This window comes from Bradyrhizobium sp. IC4059 (assembly GCF_020193615.1).
Classification (GTDB): Bacteria; Pseudomonadota; Alphaproteobacteria; order Rhizobiales; family Xanthobacteraceae; genus Bradyrhizobium; species Bradyrhizobium yuanmingense.
In genome coordinates this window covers 157,562-172,640 of sequence record NZ_JADYVH010000005.1, presented here as the reverse complement: position 1 = coordinate 172,640, position 15,079 = coordinate 157,562, and the positions used below count along the sequence as shown (strand labels likewise).

At 65.3% G+C, this 15,079-nt stretch carries 14 protein-coding genes; 6 read left to right on the top strand and 8 right to left on the bottom strand.

The genetic code is table 11. The features are described 5' to 3' along the window. The first annotated feature begins 58 nt into the window (after positions 1-58). Together I6F12_RS17380 and I6F12_RS17375 are read left to right on the top strand one after the other, a co-directional pair. On the top strand, positions 59-286 hold the full coding sequence (locus tag I6F12_RS17380; protein ID WP_109143629.1) for a hypothetical protein: 228 nt from the start codon (positions 59-61) through the stop codon (positions 284-286). After that, a complete protein-coding gene (locus I6F12_RS17375) occupies positions 283-576 on the top strand; it encodes a type II toxin-antitoxin system RelE/ParE family toxin (protein WP_109143630.1) in 294 nt (97 codons plus the stop codon). Before I6F12_RS17380 ends, I6F12_RS17375 begins: the two co-directional genes overlap by 4 nt. A gap of 102 nt (positions 577-678) precedes the next feature. On the opposite strand, the gene I6F12_RS17370 is transcribed toward I6F12_RS17375, so the two are convergent. The 3 genes from I6F12_RS17370 to I6F12_RS17360 form a co-directional block, all read right to left on the bottom strand. Then, positions 679-882, bottom strand: a complete 204-nt coding sequence (locus I6F12_RS17370; RefSeq protein ID WP_109143631.1) for a hypothetical protein — start codon at positions 880-882, stop codon at positions 679-681. Positions 883-1,040: 158 nt separating this feature from the next. Further along, positions 1,041-1,664: an HAD family phosphatase gene (locus tag I6F12_RS17365; RefSeq protein WP_036044305.1), complete on the bottom strand. Its 624-nt coding sequence runs from the start codon at positions 1,662-1,664 to the stop codon at positions 1,041-1,043. A 28-nt stretch (positions 1,665-1,692) separates the two neighbouring features. Continuing rightward, positions 1,693-2,826 carry an alpha-hydroxy acid oxidase gene (locus I6F12_RS17360; protein ID WP_074447974.1) on the bottom strand — a complete coding sequence of 378 codons (1,134 nt, stop codon included), beginning with the start codon at positions 2,824-2,826 and terminating at the stop codon, positions 1,693-1,695. Between the two features lie 304 nt (positions 2,827-3,130). On the opposite strand from I6F12_RS17360, the gene I6F12_RS17355 reads away from it, so the two are divergent. After that, positions 3,131-4,465 (top strand): S41 family peptidase, encoded by a 1,335-nt coding sequence (locus tag I6F12_RS17355; RefSeq protein ID WP_036009952.1) that lies wholly within the window; start codon positions 3,131-3,133, stop codon positions 4,463-4,465. 81 nt (positions 4,466-4,546) lie between these two features. Here I6F12_RS17355 and I6F12_RS17350 read toward each other — a convergent pair whose 3' ends face one another. From I6F12_RS17350 to I6F12_RS17330, 5 genes are all read right to left on the bottom strand, one after another. After that, on the bottom strand, positions 4,547-7,279 hold the full coding sequence (locus I6F12_RS17350) for an EAL domain-containing protein (RefSeq protein WP_225156900.1): 2,733 nt from the start codon (positions 7,277-7,279) through the stop codon (positions 4,547-4,549). Positions 7,280-7,456: 177 nt separating this feature from the next. Then, positions 7,457-7,990 (bottom strand): cyclic pyranopterin monophosphate synthase MoaC, encoded by a 534-nt coding sequence (gene moaC, locus I6F12_RS17345; RefSeq protein ID WP_036025198.1) that lies wholly within the window; start codon positions 7,988-7,990, stop codon positions 7,457-7,459. A 1-nt stretch (position 7,991) separates the two neighbouring features. After that, positions 7,992-8,813 carry an indole-3-glycerol phosphate synthase TrpC gene (gene trpC, locus I6F12_RS17340; RefSeq protein WP_225133721.1) on the bottom strand — a complete coding sequence of 274 codons (822 nt, stop codon included), beginning with the start codon at positions 8,811-8,813 and terminating at the stop codon, positions 7,992-7,994. An 8-nt stretch (positions 8,814-8,821) separates the two neighbouring features. Further along, entirely contained in the window at positions 8,822-9,835 is a 1,014-nt protein-coding gene (gene trpD, locus I6F12_RS17335; RefSeq protein ID WP_036044310.1) for an anthranilate phosphoribosyltransferase, read from the bottom strand. A 14-nt stretch (positions 9,836-9,849) separates the two neighbouring features. Further along, positions 9,850-11,748: a SurA N-terminal domain-containing protein gene (locus I6F12_RS17330; RefSeq protein ID WP_036025192.1), complete on the bottom strand. Its 1,899-nt coding sequence runs from the start codon at positions 11,746-11,748 to the stop codon at positions 9,850-9,852. A 223-nt stretch (positions 11,749-11,971) separates the two neighbouring features. Here I6F12_RS17330 and tpiA point away from each other — a divergent pair, with 223 nt between their 5' ends. The 3 genes from tpiA to I6F12_RS17315 all read left to right on the top strand — a co-directional run bounded on the left by tpiA (position 11,972) and on the right by I6F12_RS17315 (position 15,049). Continuing rightward, on the top strand, positions 11,972-12,727 hold the full coding sequence (tpiA, locus tag I6F12_RS17325) for a triose-phosphate isomerase (protein ID WP_225156899.1): 756 nt from the start codon (positions 11,972-11,974) through the stop codon (positions 12,725-12,727). A gap of 140 nt (positions 12,728-12,867) precedes the next feature. Then, complete coding sequence (gene secG / locus I6F12_RS17320; protein WP_036009912.1) at positions 12,868-13,251, top strand: preprotein translocase subunit SecG; 384 nt, start codon at positions 12,868-12,870, stop codon at positions 13,249-13,251. A gap of 166 nt (positions 13,252-13,417) precedes the next feature. Next, complete coding sequence (locus tag I6F12_RS17315) at positions 13,418-15,049, top strand: CTP synthase (RefSeq protein ID WP_057030501.1); 1,632 nt, start codon at positions 13,418-13,420, stop codon at positions 15,047-15,049. The last annotated feature ends 30 nt before the right edge of the window (positions 15,050-15,079 follow it).

Genomic DNA, 15,079 nt, shown 5'->3' with positions numbered 1-15,079 from the left:
CCCTTGCCAGCCAGGAACCACACTTCCTTTTGGTCTCGACCCGGCTTATCTTCTGCCAATGACAGAACTGCTCGAAAAGGCGCTGAAGGCCGTGCGGCGGCTTCCTGCGGATAGCCAGGACGAGATTGCACGCGCCATGTTGGCGTTGAGCGACGCCGGAGAGGAGGCTGAGGAAGTCGATCCCGGTCATCTTGCGGCGGTCCTCGAGGGGCTCACGCAGGCGAACCTCCGGCAATTTGCGTCTGACGCCGAGATCGAAGCCGCCTTTCGCCGCTTCGAGCGATGAAGCTCAGATTTACGCAACGCGCGGCCAAGGATCTGATTGAGATTGCCGATTATGTTAGGGAGCACAGCCCCAAAGGCGCATTGCGCGTGCGCGCTGCGATCCTTGAATCCCTTCGAGATCTTGTTCGCTTTCCGCAACTTGGACGACGGCAGGAGGTCGAGGGCGTGCGCAAGCTGGTAACGCGGCGGTACCGTTACCTGGTTTACTACCGGCTGGAGGTAGAGGCCGGCGAAATCGTCGTTCTTGCGATCAAGCATCCCGCACAGGAACGCGAGCACTCTGACGTCTGAGCGGGCTCAACTCCGCCGCGGCATGATGCGGAAGGCGAGACAGACCGGAACGAGGATTGCCATGGCAAGGACGAGAATGACCAGCGCCACGGCCAACATCGTTCAACGCCCCGTCGGATCGCCCGGACTGAAATCCGCGACGTCGGGCGGCTTGGGACCCTGATCCTTGTCCGGCAGCGGGTCCGCCTGGGATTTCAGGTCGGCGGCCTTGCTGATTAGCTTGGCGGAGAGGTCAGAATCCGAGGTGGTTCTGGCGAATTCGAGCAGGAGAGAGGCTTGCTTGGTGAGATAGGTCTTGCCCAGCACGTCGATCAGTCCAATGTAGAAGTCCCAACGGACTCATGAGTCCGAAGGGTGGTATTCCGTTCCCGGAACTCTGTATAAAAATGCACAAAGTGATCAGGTTCCACATCTTCAGCAGTTTTTGTTCCGGCAAGTGAGCGCGCTCCGGGCTTTCCCGCGGCTCAGATCCCCAGTGCTTTCAATGCGTTCCCGACATCACGCGGCGAGGTGACATGCACGGCGGTCAAGCCGCGCGCCCGTGCTCCCTCGATGTTCTCGGCGAGGTCATCGAAGAACACGATGCGCTCGGCCGGCACGCCGATCGCCGCCACGACATGGTCGAAGGCCTCGGCATCCGGTTTGCGCAGGCCGATGCTGGAGGACAGATACAGCTCGCGGAAATGGCCGAGCAGACCGGCATATTCCTTCGAGAAATGGTCGACGTGCGGCCGATTGGTGTTGGAGAAGGCGTAGAGCGGCATCTGCTTCGCCGCGCGCGGCAGCAGCTCGGCGATATCAGGCATCTCGCCGGCGAAAATCGCGTTCCAGCCTTCCAGGAATTGCGCATCCGAGATGCCGATCCCGAGCGAGGACCGCAGCGAGGCGAAATAGTCCGCATCGCTGATCTTGCCCATCTCATGCAACCGGTAGGCCTCGTCGCGCACATAGCGCGCGATGATGGCCTCGGGCTGGCAGCCGGCATGTCCCGCCCAGCAGGCGATCGCCTTGGAGAAGTCGATGTCGAGCACAACGCGCCCGAGGTCGAACAGCAGCGCATCCGCGCTGCCGGGAGAGAGCGATGTCATTGCGTCCTTTTCACTTCAGTATGGCGCGTCAGTAACGATAGGGCTCGTGGTCGAACAGCGGGAACGCGCTGAACACGCTGGGCGCGTTGGTGGCGGCCGCCGGATGCAGGCAGGATTTGTCGAGCTCGGCGAATGAGGTGGCGCCTAGGAGGCCGAGGCAGCGCAGCACCTCGTCTTCGAGCAACTCCAGCATCCGCGCGACGCCGGCTTCGCCGGCTGCCGCCAGCGCCCAGCATTGCAGCCGGCCGATGCCGACGAGGTCGGCGCCCGCCGCGATCGCCTTGACGATGTCGGTGCCGCGGCAAAAGCCGCCGTCGACCATGATCCTGGCGCGGCCCTTCACGGCGTCGACGATCTCCGGCAGCACGTGCATGGCGCCGCGGCCGTGGTCGAGCTGGCGTCCGCCATGGTTGGAGACGTAGATCCACTCGACGCCGTGATCGAGCGCGATCTGCGCATCCTCGGCCGTGGCGATACCCTTGAGGATCAGCGGAATTTTGAACGTGTCCTTGATCATCTTCACGGTCCGCCACTCCAGGCCCTTCTGGAAATCGCCGCCGGTCGCGCGCAGGCGGCTCTCGCGAACGTAGCGCTTGGCGATGTCACGTTCACGACGGCTGTAATGGGCGGTGTCGACGGTCAGGCAGAAGGCGGCATAGGCGTTCTTCTCGGCCCGGTCGACCACGTCGGCGACGAAGGCATCGTCGCCGCGGACATAGAGTTGATAGAGACGCAGTGCATCGGGGGCAGCCTCGGCGGTCGTCTCGAGGCCGGGCTCGGACACCGAGCTCAGCATGTGCGCCGCGCCGAACCTGCCCGCAGCGCGCGCGACGCTCGCCGCGCCATCCGGATCGAAGATCTCGAGTGCGCCGACGGGAGCCAGCACCACCGGCAGACGCAGCTTGCGGCCGAACTGCTCGACGCTGCCATCGATCCTGCGCACGTCGCGCAGCACGCGCGGGCGGAAGGCGATCTCGTCGAGCGCCATGCGGTTGCGCCGCATCGTGGTCTCGGTCTCGGCGGCGCCGATGATGTAGTCCCAGGCATTCTGGTTGAGGTTGGCGCGCGCCTTCCGGATGAACTCGTGCAGGTTCTGGAACGGCTCGTCGCTGGCGCCGAGCTCGACGTTCCGTTCCGGCCGGATGCGGGGCGCTTCATTCATTGTTGTCCTCCCGAGAATTTGAAGTCTTGTCGCCATCGCCTATCGCGTCCGGCCCTCCAAAACCATCCTAAAATCGCATAGCTGCGAAGCGTGGGCGGCCCGGACCGGTGTCGTGTTGCTTCGAAACAGTTTCGGAACGTTGCCAAAAGTTTAGGCCAAGGCGAAGGGATTTCTTCGGTGTACCCGCCAGCGCGGCATCCCGGCCTTGAAGAAACCAGAATGGTATTGTGAGAGATGGACTGGATCGCCATTTGCATGGCGTCTCCCAGCCTCAAGAGAAACGCCAAGCACAAAAGGCACCTTCATGCGGAAAACCCTGCTGTTCCCCCTGGGCGCGCTCACGGGAGCGTGCCTGACCCTTCTGGTAGCGAGCCCGCAGGGCGGCGTATGGGCAGCACGGGCGGCAGTGAGTGCGGGTGATGCTTATTCCCAGCTCAATCTGTTCGGCGCGGTGTTCGAGCGGGTCAAGGCCAGCTATGTCGAGAAGCCGGACAATGCCAAGCTGATCGAGGGGGCGATCACCGGCATGGTGACCTCGCTCGACCCGCATTCGCGCTACATGAACGCCAAGGCCTGGACCGAGATGCAGGAGACCACCTCCGGCGAGTTCGGCGGGCTCGGCATCGAGGTCACGATGGAGGATGGCCTCGTCAAGGTCGTCTCGCCGATCGACGACACGCCGGCTTCGAAGGCCGGCATCATGTCCGGCGACCTCATCGGCAAGATCGACGGCGAGGCCGTGCAGGGCATGACGCTCGAGCAGGCGGTCAACAAGATGAAGGGACCGGTCGACACCAAGACCAAGCTGACCATCATCCGCAAGGGTGCGGATGCGCCGCTCGAGGTTGCGATCACGCGCGAGATCATCCATGTGCGTCCGGTGCGCTTCCGCGTCGAGAACGGCGACATCGGCTATATCCGCATCACCTCGTTCAACGAGCAGACCGCCGACGGCCTGAAGAAGGCGATCGCCTCGGTCTCCAAGCAGGTCCCGCCGGAGAAGCTCGCCGGCTACGTGGTTGATCTGCGCAACAATCCGGGCGGCCTGCTCGACCAGGCCGTGTCGGTGTCGAGCGCCTTCTTGCAGCGCGGCGAGGTCGTTTCGACCCGCGGCCGCAGTCCGGAAGAAACCCAGCGCTTCACCGCCCATGGCGGCGACCTCACCAAAGGCAAGCCGATCGTGGTGCTGATCAACGGCGGCTCGGCCTCGGCCTCGGAGATCGTTGCCGGTGCGCTGCACGACCACAAGCGCGCGACGTTGATCGGCACGCGATCGTTTGGTAAGGGCTCGGTGCAGACCATCATTCCGCTCGGCTCCGGCAATGGCGCGCTGGCGCTGACCACGGCGCGCTACTACACGCCGTCGGGCCGCTCGATTCAGGCCCAAGGCATCGCGCCCGACATCGAGATCCTCCAGGACGTGCCGCCCGAGCTGAAGGGGCGGATGGACACCATGGCGGAATCCCAGATGCGCGGGCATCTGTCGGCCGACGGCACCGAGCAGACCGGATCGCAGTCCTACGTTCCGCCGGAAGAGAAGGACGACAAGGCTCTGCACGCAGCCTACGACTTCCTCCACGGCGTTACGGCAAATGCGGTCGCCGCCAAGCGCGCGACGAAGGCTGCAGTGCCGAACTAGATCTTACGACGTTCCGGATCATGTTTCGCCCGGGAGCGGAGGACCGCTTCCGGGCGATTTCGTTTGCAGCGCCGTTTCGACCTAACCGACCTCGCGGCGGCGGCTCTCGCTGCCTTCGCGCCGGGCGCGCCGGCTGCGGTGCAGCGCGAACAGCTCCAGCATCTTGTCGGCGGGCTTGGCGGCGCTGAACAAATAGCCCTGCATCTCGGAGCAGCCGAGCGTACGCAACAGGCGCTGCTGCTCCTCGGTCTCGACACCCTCGGCCGTCGTGGTCATGCGGCGGGCGGCCGCCAGGTTGACGACGGCCTGAACGATGCTGGCGGAGCCGTCGGGACGGGCGATGTCCTCGACGAAGCAGCGGTCGATCTTGATCTTGTCGAACGGGAAGCGGTGCAGATAGCTCAGTGACGAGTAGCCGGTGCCGAAATCGTCGAGCGCGATGCGCACGCCGATGGCGCGGAGCTGGTGCAGGATGGCAAGCGCGGCATCGTCGTCGCGGATCAGGACCGCCTCCGTGATTTCGAGCTCGAGCCGGCTCGCCGGCAGATTCGACGCTGCGAGCGCCGCCATGATCTTCAGCGCCAGCGTGCCGCTCTTGAACTGCACCGGCGAGACGTTGACGGCGAGACGGATGTCGTCGGGCCAGCTTGCCGCGTCCCGGCACGCGGTCGCCAGCACCCATTCGCCGATCTCGTTGATCAGGCCGGTATCTTCGGCGATCGGGATGAAATCCGCCGGCGAGACCCAGCCGCGCTCGGGATGGCGCCAGCGCACCAAAGCCTCGCAGCCGGTGATGCGGTCGTCCTTCAGGCCGAGGCAGGGCTGGTAATAGACCTCCAGCCCGCCTTCGCGGCCGCCTTGCGCAATGGCGTGGCGCAGGTCGCCCTCGAGCTGCCGGCGTTCGCGGACCTTGGCGTCCATGTCCGGCTCGAAGAAGCGGTAAGTGTGGCGTCCGGCGGACTTGGCCGCGTACATTGCCATGTCCGCATTCTTCAGGATCTGGTCGAGCGCCGTGCCGTGTTCCGGCGCGAGCGCGATACCGATGCTGGCGTCGCTGGTGAGATGATGGCCCATGCAGTCGACCGGCGTGCGGATGGTTTCGAAGACGCGCGCGACGAGCTCGTTGACCTGATCCAACGACGTTACCGCGCCCTGCACGATGGCGAATTCGTCGCCGCCGAGTCGCGCCACGAAATCTGCGGGACCCGCACAGCGGCGGAGGTTGGTCGCGATCGATTTCAACAGCTCGTCGCCGATGAGATGGCCGAGCGCGTCGTTGACGCCCTTGAACTCGTCGATGTCGATGTAGTGCACCGCGGTCTGCTCGCCGTCGCGCGCCGCGGCCAGCTCCTGCCGCAGATGCTCGTGGAACATGGCGCGGTTGGGCAGATCCGTCAGCGCGTCGTAATGGGCGAGGTGGGTGATGCGCTCCTCGATGCGCCGGCGCTCCGTGATGTCCTCGTGGGTCGCCACCCAGCCGCCATCCGCGAGCGGCTCGTTGAGGATGTGGATCGAACGGCCGTCGGCGGTATCGACCACCATGGAGTTGCGGAGATGGATGTCCTTCAGGACACGCGCGACGTAGGCATCGACGTCGCCGGTGAACGAGCCGGTTGTCTTGCGATGGGCGATGATGTCGCGAAAGCTGCAGCCGGGCTTCACGATCTCGGCCGACAAGCCGTACATCTCGATGTAGCGCTGGTTGCAGACCACGAGCCGCTGCTCGGAATCGAACAGCAACAGGCCCTGCGTCATGTTGTTGACGGCGCGGTCGAGCCGCTGCTTCTCCAGCGTCAGCTGTTCGCGCGAAAGGCGGTGCTGCTCCAGCAGCTTGCGCACGACGGCAATCAGCACGCCTGCGATCGCGAGCGCGGAAGAGGCTGCGATCGAGATCAGAATGCCGATCTGCTCGCGCCAGTCAGCCAAGGCCGCTGCGCGCGTCGTGGTGGCCATCACCAGGATCGGGAAGTGGGGCAGGGCACGGGAGGAGATCAGCCGGTCCTCGCCGTCGACGGGGCTGTTGAAGCGGCCGGCGAAATGATCGAGCCCGAACACCCTTTGATGCTCGAACGGTCCGGTCTTGAAGTTTCGCCCCATCAATTCGCCGGACTGCGGATAGCGGGCGAGCAGTGTGCCGTCGCGATGCAGCATCGAGATCGTCGCGCCTTCGCCGAGCACCACGGAGGCGAAGAATTTCTCGAAATTGGCGGGCTCGATCCCGCGTCCGACCACGCCGAGGAACTCGCCGCGTGGCCCGACGACCCTCCGGGCCACCAGAATGGTCCACGCACCGGAGACGCGGCTGTGCAGCGGCTCGATCAGGACATCAGGTGCATTGGGATCGTACTTGAAAGTGCGGAAGTAGGCGCGATCGGCGACATTCACCTTGGGCGTCGGCCATGCGGTCGACGAATTGATCAGATTGCCTTCGGCATCGATGATGTTGAGACCGCCCATATAGGGCAGCGCCTCGATCTTCGACCGCAGCATCCGGTGCACGTCCTCGCCCGAGAGGCGCTTGCGATACTCCTCTCCGGTGGTAATTCCGGTGGTGCGGACGTAGTCGACGAAACCCTTCTGGATGACGGCGAAATCCTGCAATTGCTGATCGAAATGATGAGCAAGCAGCAGCACGGTGTTTTCCAGCTCGCGACCGGAATTGCGCAGCGCCCGCTCCCGGAAGTTCTGCGCCATCAGGACCGAGCCTATGGCGATGGCCGCGATCAGCAGCGTGCCGCCAACCACAAGCCAGCGGATCGGGCCGCTGCGCACGAAGACCTGGTCAAAGAGACGACTGCCGAGTTTCATCTTCATGCTGGATTCGTTGCCGCGCACACGTCAGGATCAATTCAGGACCCCGAGAACATCCGTTGGTTTACGGTGACGGTGTGGAAGCAAAGTTAGGAAGCGCGGTTAACGAGACGTGAATACCCGCGCGCAAAAGCAATCCATGCGCGCGGCGCGAAAGTGGGGCGCTAACGCAAGCCCGCTTCAGGCGCGGTAATGGCCGGATTTGCCCCCGAGCTTCTCGACCAGATGGATGCCCTCGATGCGCACGCCGCGCTCGACGGCCTTGATCATGTCGTAGATGGTGAGGCAGGCGACCGACACCGCCGTGAGCGCCTCCATCTCGACGCCGGTCGGTCCCGTCACCTTCACGGTGGCCCGTACCACGCAGCCCGGCAGCTTGGCGTCAGGCTCGATATCGACGATGACCTTCGACAAGGCGAGCGGATGGCAGAGCGGGATCAGCTCCGAGGTGCGCTTGGCGGCCATGATGCCGGCGATGCGCGCGGTGCCGAGCACGTCGCCTTTCTTGGCGTTTCCGGACACGATCAGATCGAGCGTCGTCTTGGTCATGACGACGCGACCCTCGGCGACCGCCAGCCGCTCCGTCGCTGGCTTGTCCGAGACGTCGACCATCCGCGCCTCGCCGGAGGCGCCGATATGGGTGAGGGCGGGGCCGGCCTTTGCTTTGGCCTGCTTCGTCTTGGCTGAAATGGTCTTCGCCGGCTTGCGCGCCATGTCAGCGCGTGCCCGCCGCGCGCGCCGTCGCCTCGCGCGCGAGCAGCGCGCGCGTCGCCGCCGTGACGTCGGCCTGCCGCATCAGGCTCTCGCCGACCAGGAACGTCGACATACCGACGCGCTCGAGCCGGGCGAGGTCGGCGGGCGTGAAGATGCCGCTCTCGCCGACCATCAGCCGGTCCGAAGGGATCAGCGGCGCCAAGGCCTCGCTGGTCGCGAGCGTGGTTTCGAAGGTCCGAAGATTACGGTTGTTGACCCCGATCATCGGCGAGCGAAGTCTCAGCGCCCGGTCGAGCTCGGCGCGGTCATGGATCTCGATCAAGACGTCCATGCCGTAGGCGAGGGCGGCGTCTTCGAGGTCTCTTGCCGCGGCGTCATCGAGCGCCGCCATGATGATCAGGATGCAGTCGGCGCCGTGTGCGCGGGCCTCGACCACCTGATAGGGATCGAACAGGAAATCCTTGCGCAGCACGGGGAGCGAGGTTGCTTCGCGCGCGGCTACCATGAAGTCGAGATGGCCCTGGAACGAGGGCGTGTCGGTCAGCACCGACAGGCAGGCAGCGCCGCCGGCTTCATAGGCCTTTGCGAGTGCCGGCGGGTCGAAATCGGCGCGAATGAGTCCCTTGGAGGGCGAGGCCTTCTTGATCTCGGCAATCAGCGCGTAGCCGCCCTTGGCGTGCTTTGCCTTGATCGCGCGCAGGAAGCCGCGCGGCGCGGAGGCGGCCTTGGCCTGCGCCTCGACGGTGGAGAGCGGACGCGCTCGCTTCGCCGCCGCGATCTCCTCGCGCTTGTAGGTCTCGATCTTGGTCAGGATGTCGGACATGCGGGAGTTCAGCTCTTGGAGATCGTGACCAGGTGCTTCAGCTTCGCGTTGGCCGCGCCGCTGTCGATCGAGCGGACGCCGATCGCGACGCCCTCCTTGAGGTCCTTGGCGCGGCCGGCCACGACCAGCGCGGCGGCTGCGTTGAGCAGCGCCACGTCGCGATAGGGGCTCGGCTTGCCGTCGAGCACGCTCTGCAACGCGATCGCGTTGGCATCGGCGTCACCGCCTTTGAGCGCACCGGCCTCGCAACGCGGGAGCCCGGCTTCCTCCGGCGTCACCTCGAAATTCCGGATCTCGCCGTTGTGGAGCGCGGAGACGAAGGTCGGGCCGGTGAGGGTGATCTCGTCGAGACCATCGGACCCGTGCACCACCCAGGCGGAGTCGGAGCCGAGATTCTTCAGCACCTGCGCCAGCGGCTGCACCCATTGCCTGGAGAACACGCCGACCATCTGCCGCTTCACGCCGGCCGGGTTCGACAGCGGCCCGAGCAGATTGAAGATCGTGCGCGTGGCGAGCTCGACCCGGGTCGGGCCGACGTTCTTCATGGCGGGATGGTGGGCGGGGGCGAACATGAAGCCGATGCCGCATTCGCGCACGCAGCGGCCGACCTGCTCCGGCTTGAGATCGATCTTCACCCCGAGCGAGGCCAGCACGTCGGCGGCGCCCGAGCGCGACGACAGCGCGCGGTTGCCGTGCTTGGCCACGGGCACGCCGGCGCCCGCGACGATGAAGGACGCGCAGGTCGACACGTTGACCGAGCCGGAGCCGTCGCCGCCGGTGCCGACGATGTCGACCGCCTCCGGCGGCGCCTGTACGGTCAGCATCTTCGCGCGCATCGCCGCGACCGCGCCGGTGATCTCGTCCACGGTCTCGCCGCGCACCCGCAGCGCCATCAAGAGCCCGCCCATCTGCGAGGGCGTGGCCTCGCCGCTCATCATGGCATCGAAGGCGGAAGCGGCTTCGTCACGCGACAGGCTCGCGCCGGTCGCCACTTTTCCAATGATCGATTTCAGGTCGTCCATCGCGTGCTTTCAACTCACTGGTTCGCGCCGGTCACCTGCGCGAAGGCGGCCTGATTAATGGTGGTCCCGATGTCGGTTTCAAGCTTGTTGACGTAGGAAGCGACCTGCTCCTCGGTTTGGGCGCGGTCGAGGCTCTCCTTCAGCTTCTTGACCGCGTCGGAGGCAAAGTCGACCGCGGGATCGACGATGTCGGTGACGCGGAACACGATCACCTCGCTGCCGCCGCTCACGGCCGTCTGTCCGATGCCGTCCTTGGCGGTGCGGAAGGCCGCCGCCACGACGGTGCCGGGCACGCCGACGGGCGAGTCGTCGCGCTTGAAGCCGCTCGCGGTCTCGACCTTGGCGCCGACGGCGGTGGCCTCGTCGGCGAGCTTGCCGCCCGCATCGAGCTTTTGCACCATCTCGGTCGCCTTGGCCTTCAGCTTGGCGGCGATCTGGTCCTGGCGCCATCGCGCCTCGACCTGATCGCGGACCTCGTCGAGATTGCGGTCGCGCGAGGGGGTGATGGCGAGCACGTCGTACCAGACATAGCCGCCTTTGAACGAGATCGCGTCGTTGTCGACGCCGACATCGGTGTTGAAGGCCTGCGATACCACGTCGAGGCCCTGCGGGATGCTGGCGACCGGCTGGCCGTTCGGGGCGCGACCGGAGCGGTCGACGGCCTCGATGGTCACGGCGGTGAGGCCGAGCTTCTGCGCCGCGTCGATCACGCTGGAGCCGCCGCCACGCTCGTCTTCCATCTTGTCGCGGAGGTCGGCGACCTTGACGCGTGCACGCTCAGTCGCGATCTCGCGCTTGATGTCGCCGGCAAGCTTGGCGTAGTCGGCCTCGGCGCCCGGCTCGATCTTGTCGACCCTGACGATCGCGACGCCGAGCCCGCTCTGGATCGGCTGGCTGATCTCGCCGGCAGGCAGCGCGAACGCGGCATCGCCGACGGCGGGCGCGAGCGAAGACTTAGTCACAAGCCCCAGGTCGACGTCGGAGGCGCTCAGCCCGCGTTCCTTGCCGATGTCCTCGAACGACGTGCCGCCGACGAGGCGCTCGCGAGCGGCCTGCGCTTCGGCAACGTTCGGAAAGACGATCTGCTGGATCTGGCGCTTCTCAGGCGTGCCGAGCCGGTCCTTGCGCTGCTCGAACATCTTCCGGGCATCCTCGTCCGAGACCTCGGTCCATTTGCCGATTTCTTCCGGCGAGACCACGACGAAGGAGATCTTGCGATATTCGGGCGCGCGGAACTGGACCTTGTGATCCTCGAAATAGGCGGCAAGCGCCTCGGGCGAGGGCGGGTCGATCGGACCGGCCTGCGCGGCGTCGAGCCGGACGAATTCAATCGAGCGTTGTTCGTTCTGGTAGCGCGTCAGGACGTCGACCATGGCCTTCGGGGGCTCGAGGCCGGCGCCGACCGTGCCGGTGATCTGCCGGCGCAGCGATACTTTGCGCTGCTCGGCGACATAGCGCTGCTCGGTGTAGCCGAAATTGCGGATCAAGGCTTGGAAGCGATTGGGGTCGAAATTGCCGCCGATACCCTTGAAGTTGGGGTCGTTCATGATGAGCTGGCGGATCTGCTCGTCGGATTGGCCAAGGCCGAGCCGGCGCGCCTCTTCGTCGAGCGCGGCCTCGGCAATGGTCTGCTGCAGCACCTGGCGGTCAAGGCCGAACGCGCGCGCCTGGTCGGGCGTCAACGGACGGCCGAACTGGCGGCTGATCTGTTGCAGGCGGTCGGTGTAGATCTGGCGGAACTCGTTGAGCGAGATCTCGGTGCTGCCGATCTTGGCGACCGTGGACTGGCCGAAGCCCTTGAAGATGTCGGCAATGCCCCAAATGCCGAAACTGATGATCAACACGCCCATCACCACGGCCATAACGATCTTGCCGAGCCAGTTCGATGAGGCCTTGCGTATTCCTCGGAGCATTTGGTCCAACTTGTTTGGTCAGGAGGGGAACGGTGCGCGTCTTAATGCAGATTCCGCAAAAGCGCGTCACCAAATTGATAGATCATCATAAAGTGGCGGCTTTCCCCCCGCAACCTCGCCCCGGGCGACCGCTTGAAGCTGCGGCGAAAGGGCCTCTGGTCTCTGGAACTGCAGGAGCACCTCTGCTAGCGCATGAACAAACCTCATTCTGCTGGACATTGACATGACCGACGCCATCCGACCGCTGATCGCGGGCAATTGGAAAATGAACGGCCTGAAAGCCCAGGCTGCTGAATTCGACGCCATGCTCAACGGCGCGGCAGACGTGGCTGGCAAGGCCGACCTGCTGGTCTGCCCGCCGGCGACCCTGGTTGCGGCGTTCGCCGAGAAGGCGCGCGGCAAGAAGGTCGCGGTCGGGGCCCAGGACTGCCACCCCAAAGCCTCCGGCGCCCACACCGGCGATATCGCCGCCGAAATGCTCGCCGATGCAGGCGCGACCGCCATCATCGTCGGCCATTCCGAGCGCCGCGCCGACCACGGGGAGGGCGACGCGCTGATCCGGCAGAAGGCCGAGGCGGCCTGGCGCGCCGGGGCCGTTGCGGTCGTCTGCATCGGCGAAACGCAGGGCCAGCGCGACGCCGGCCAGACCCTGGACATCCTGCGCGGCCAGCTCGACGGCTCGCTGCCAGAGGGCTCGACGGCGGCCAATCTGGTCGTGGCCTATGAGCCGGTCTGGGCGATCGGCACCGGGCTGACCCCCACAGCCAAGGATGTCGGGCAGATTCATGGGTTTATCCGGGAACTCCTGACCATCAGGTTCAAGGCTGAGGGCGCGAAGATGCGAATCCTCTACGGCGGCTCGGTCAAGCCCTCGAACGCGGCCGAACTGATGGCGGTGAAGAACGTCAACGGGGCTCTGGTCGGCGGTGCCAGCCTGAAGGCGGCCGATTTCCTTGCGATCGCTAAGGGCTGCCCCTAGCTAAGTCCAAACCGCGGGACCGGGCCCGATCGGGGGTGGCAATGCCACCTCCGATCGTGTAACACCGCGCAACTTCAGGAAAACCCGCGAAGCGCGATCGGCCGCCGTCAGGCGCCGCCCGCTTGTGACGGAAGGATATCATGCAGACCGTTGTCATCGTCATCCACCTCATGATCGTCGCCGTCATGATCGGTGCCGTCCTGCTCCAGAAGTCGGAAGGCGGCGGCCTCGGCATGGGCGGCGGCGCGGGCTTCATGTCGAGCCGCGGCACGGCGAACCTTCTGACGCGGACCACCGCGATCCTGGCCGTCGGCTTCTTCCTCACCAGCCTGTTCCTGTCCTGGTATGCCGGTTACGACCGCAAGCCGTCGTCGATCATCGGCCAGCCCTCGCAGACCCAGCCGGCCGGCGGGTCGCCGATCGCGCCGCCGACCTCGGGCGGCATCCTGGATTCACTGAAGAAGGCCGACGAGCAGCAGCAGGCACCGGCTCCGACCGGTCCTCAGGTGCCGCGCTCGCAATAAAGCAGGGGGGCCATGCAGGGCGGTGGCTACCGTCCTGCATCAACAATCCCCATCAAGGCATTGTCATCACTCTTCGTTTCGGCTCACCCACAGGCCCGCAAAATCTTTGGGGCGGAATACGAATCGCTTTGGCGAATCGTATTTAGGGGATTAGAGGTTAAGTCCCATGGCGCGGTACATATTCATCACCGGCGGCGTGGTTTCTTCGCTCGGCAAGGGTCTGGCTTCGGCGGCACTGGGTGCCCTGCTGCAGGCCCGAGGCTACAAGGTCCGCCTCCGCAAGCTCGACCCCTATCTCAACCTCGATCCCGGAACGATGTCGCCGTATCAGCACGGCGAAGTGTTCGTGACCGATGACGGCGCGGAGACCGATCTCGATCTCGGTCACTACGAGCGCTTCACCGGCCGGCCGGCGACCAAGGCCGACAACATCACGACCGGACGCATCTACCAGGACATCATCTCCAAGGAGCGCCGCGGCGATTATCTCGGCGCGACCATCCAGGTTGTTCCGCACGTCACCAATGCCATCAAGGAATTCGTCCTCGACGGCAACGACGATTACGACTTCGTGCTGGTCGAGATCGGCGGCACCGTCGGCGACATCGAGGGCCTGCCGTTCTTCGAGGCGATCCGCCAGCTCAAGAACGAGCTGCCGCGCGATCACGCCGTCTACATCCATCTGACGCTGCTGCCCTATATTCCCAGCGCCGGTGAGCTGAAGACGAAGCCGACGCAGCACTCCGTGAAGGAGCTGCGCTCGATCGGCATCCAGCCGGACATCCTGCTCTGCCGCACCGACCGCGAGATCCCGAAGGAAGAGCGGCGCAAGCTCGGGCTGTTCTGCAACGTGCGCGAAAGCGCCGTGATCGAGGCGCGCGACGTCGACAACATCTACGCGGTCCCCGAGGCCTACCACAATGCGGGCCTCGACGACGAAGTGCTCGCTGCCTTCGGCATCGCCTCGCGGATTCCGCCGGAGCTGCGCAGCTGGCAGGAGATCAACGAGCGCATCCGCAATCCCGAGGGCAACGTCACCATCGCCATCGTCGGCAAGTACACCGGCATGAAGGATGCGTATAAGTCGCTGATCGAGGCGCTCTCGCATGGCGGCATCGCCAACAAGGTGAAGGTCAATCTCGACTGGATCGAGAGCGAGATCTTCGAGAAGGAGGACCCGGCGCCGTTCCTCGAGCACGTCAACGGCATCCTGGTGCCCGGCGGATTCGGCCAGCGCGGCGCAGAGGGCAAGATCAGGGCGGCGCAGTTCGCGCGCGAGCGCGACGTGCCGTATTTCGGCATCTGCTTCGGCATGCAGATGGCGGTGATCGAGGCCGCGCGAAACCTCGTCGGCATCGAGGACGCCAACTCCACCGAGTTCGGCCCGACCAAGGAGCCGCTGGTCGGCCTGATGACGGAATGGCTGCGCGGCAACGAGCTCGAGAAGCGCTCGCAGGCAGGCGACCTCGGCGGTACGATGCGGCTTGGCGCCTATCCTGCAACGCTCAATCGCGGCAGCCGCGTCTCGCAGGTCTATGGCGGCGCGACCGAAATCTCCGAGCGTCACCGCCATCGCTACGAGGTCAACACCGCCTACAAGGACCGCCTCGAGCAGCACGGCTTGAAGTTCTCAGGCCTCTCGCCCGACGGCGTGCTGCCTGAAATCGTCGAGTACGAGGATCACCCCTGGTTCATCGGCGTCCAGTTCCACCCCGAGCTGAAGTCGCGCCCCTTTGAGCCGCATCCGCTGTTCGCTTCGTTCATCGAGGCGGCGGCGAAGCAGAGCCGGCTGGTGTAGCCGGCTCGGTCTGCCCTGACAAAGTCTTGC

What these genes read in the sequence shown, in the direction of transcription:
- I6F12_RS17380 (WP_109143629.1), top strand. Translation starts at nt 59, where the DNA reads ATGACAGAACTGCTCGAAAAGGCGCTGAAGGCCGTGCGGCGGCTTCCT.
- I6F12_RS17375 (WP_109143630.1), top strand. Translation starts at nt 283, where the DNA reads ATGAAGCTCAGATTTACGCAACGCGCGGCCAAGGATCTGATTGAGATT.
- I6F12_RS17365 (WP_036044305.1), bottom strand. Translation starts at nt 1,664, where the DNA reads ATGACATCGCTCTCTCCCGGCAGCGCGGATGCGCTGCTGTTCGACCTC.
- I6F12_RS17360 (WP_074447974.1), bottom strand. Translation starts at nt 2,826, where the DNA reads ATGAATGAAGCGCCCCGCATCCGGCCGGAACGGAACGTCGAGCTCGGC.
- I6F12_RS17355 (WP_036009952.1), top strand. Translation starts at nt 3,131, where the DNA reads ATGCGGAAAACCCTGCTGTTCCCCCTGGGCGCGCTCACGGGAGCGTGC.
- I6F12_RS17350 (WP_225156900.1), bottom strand. Translation starts at nt 7,279, where the DNA reads ATGAAGATGAAACTCGGCAGTCGTCTCTTTGACCAGGTCTTCGTGCGC.
- moaC (WP_036025198.1), bottom strand. Translation starts at nt 7,990, where the DNA reads ATGGCGCGCAAGCCGGCGAAGACCATTTCAGCCAAGACGAAGCAGGCC.
- trpC (WP_225133721.1), bottom strand. Translation starts at nt 8,813, where the DNA reads ATGTCCGACATCCTGACCAAGATCGAGACCTACAAGCGCGAGGAGATC.
- trpD (WP_036044310.1), bottom strand. Translation starts at nt 9,835, where the DNA reads ATGGACGACCTGAAATCGATCATTGGAAAAGTGGCGACCGGCGCGAGC.
- I6F12_RS17330 (WP_036025192.1), bottom strand. Translation starts at nt 11,748, where the DNA reads ATGCTCCGAGGAATACGCAAGGCCTCATCGAACTGGCTCGGCAAGATC.
- tpiA (WP_225156899.1), top strand. Translation starts at nt 11,972, where the DNA reads ATGACCGACGCCATCCGACCGCTGATCGCGGGCAATTGGAAAATGAAC.
- secG (WP_036009912.1), top strand. Translation starts at nt 12,868, where the DNA reads ATGCAGACCGTTGTCATCGTCATCCACCTCATGATCGTCGCCGTCATG.
- I6F12_RS17315 (WP_057030501.1), top strand. Translation starts at nt 13,418, where the DNA reads ATGGCGCGGTACATATTCATCACCGGCGGCGTGGTTTCTTCGCTCGGC.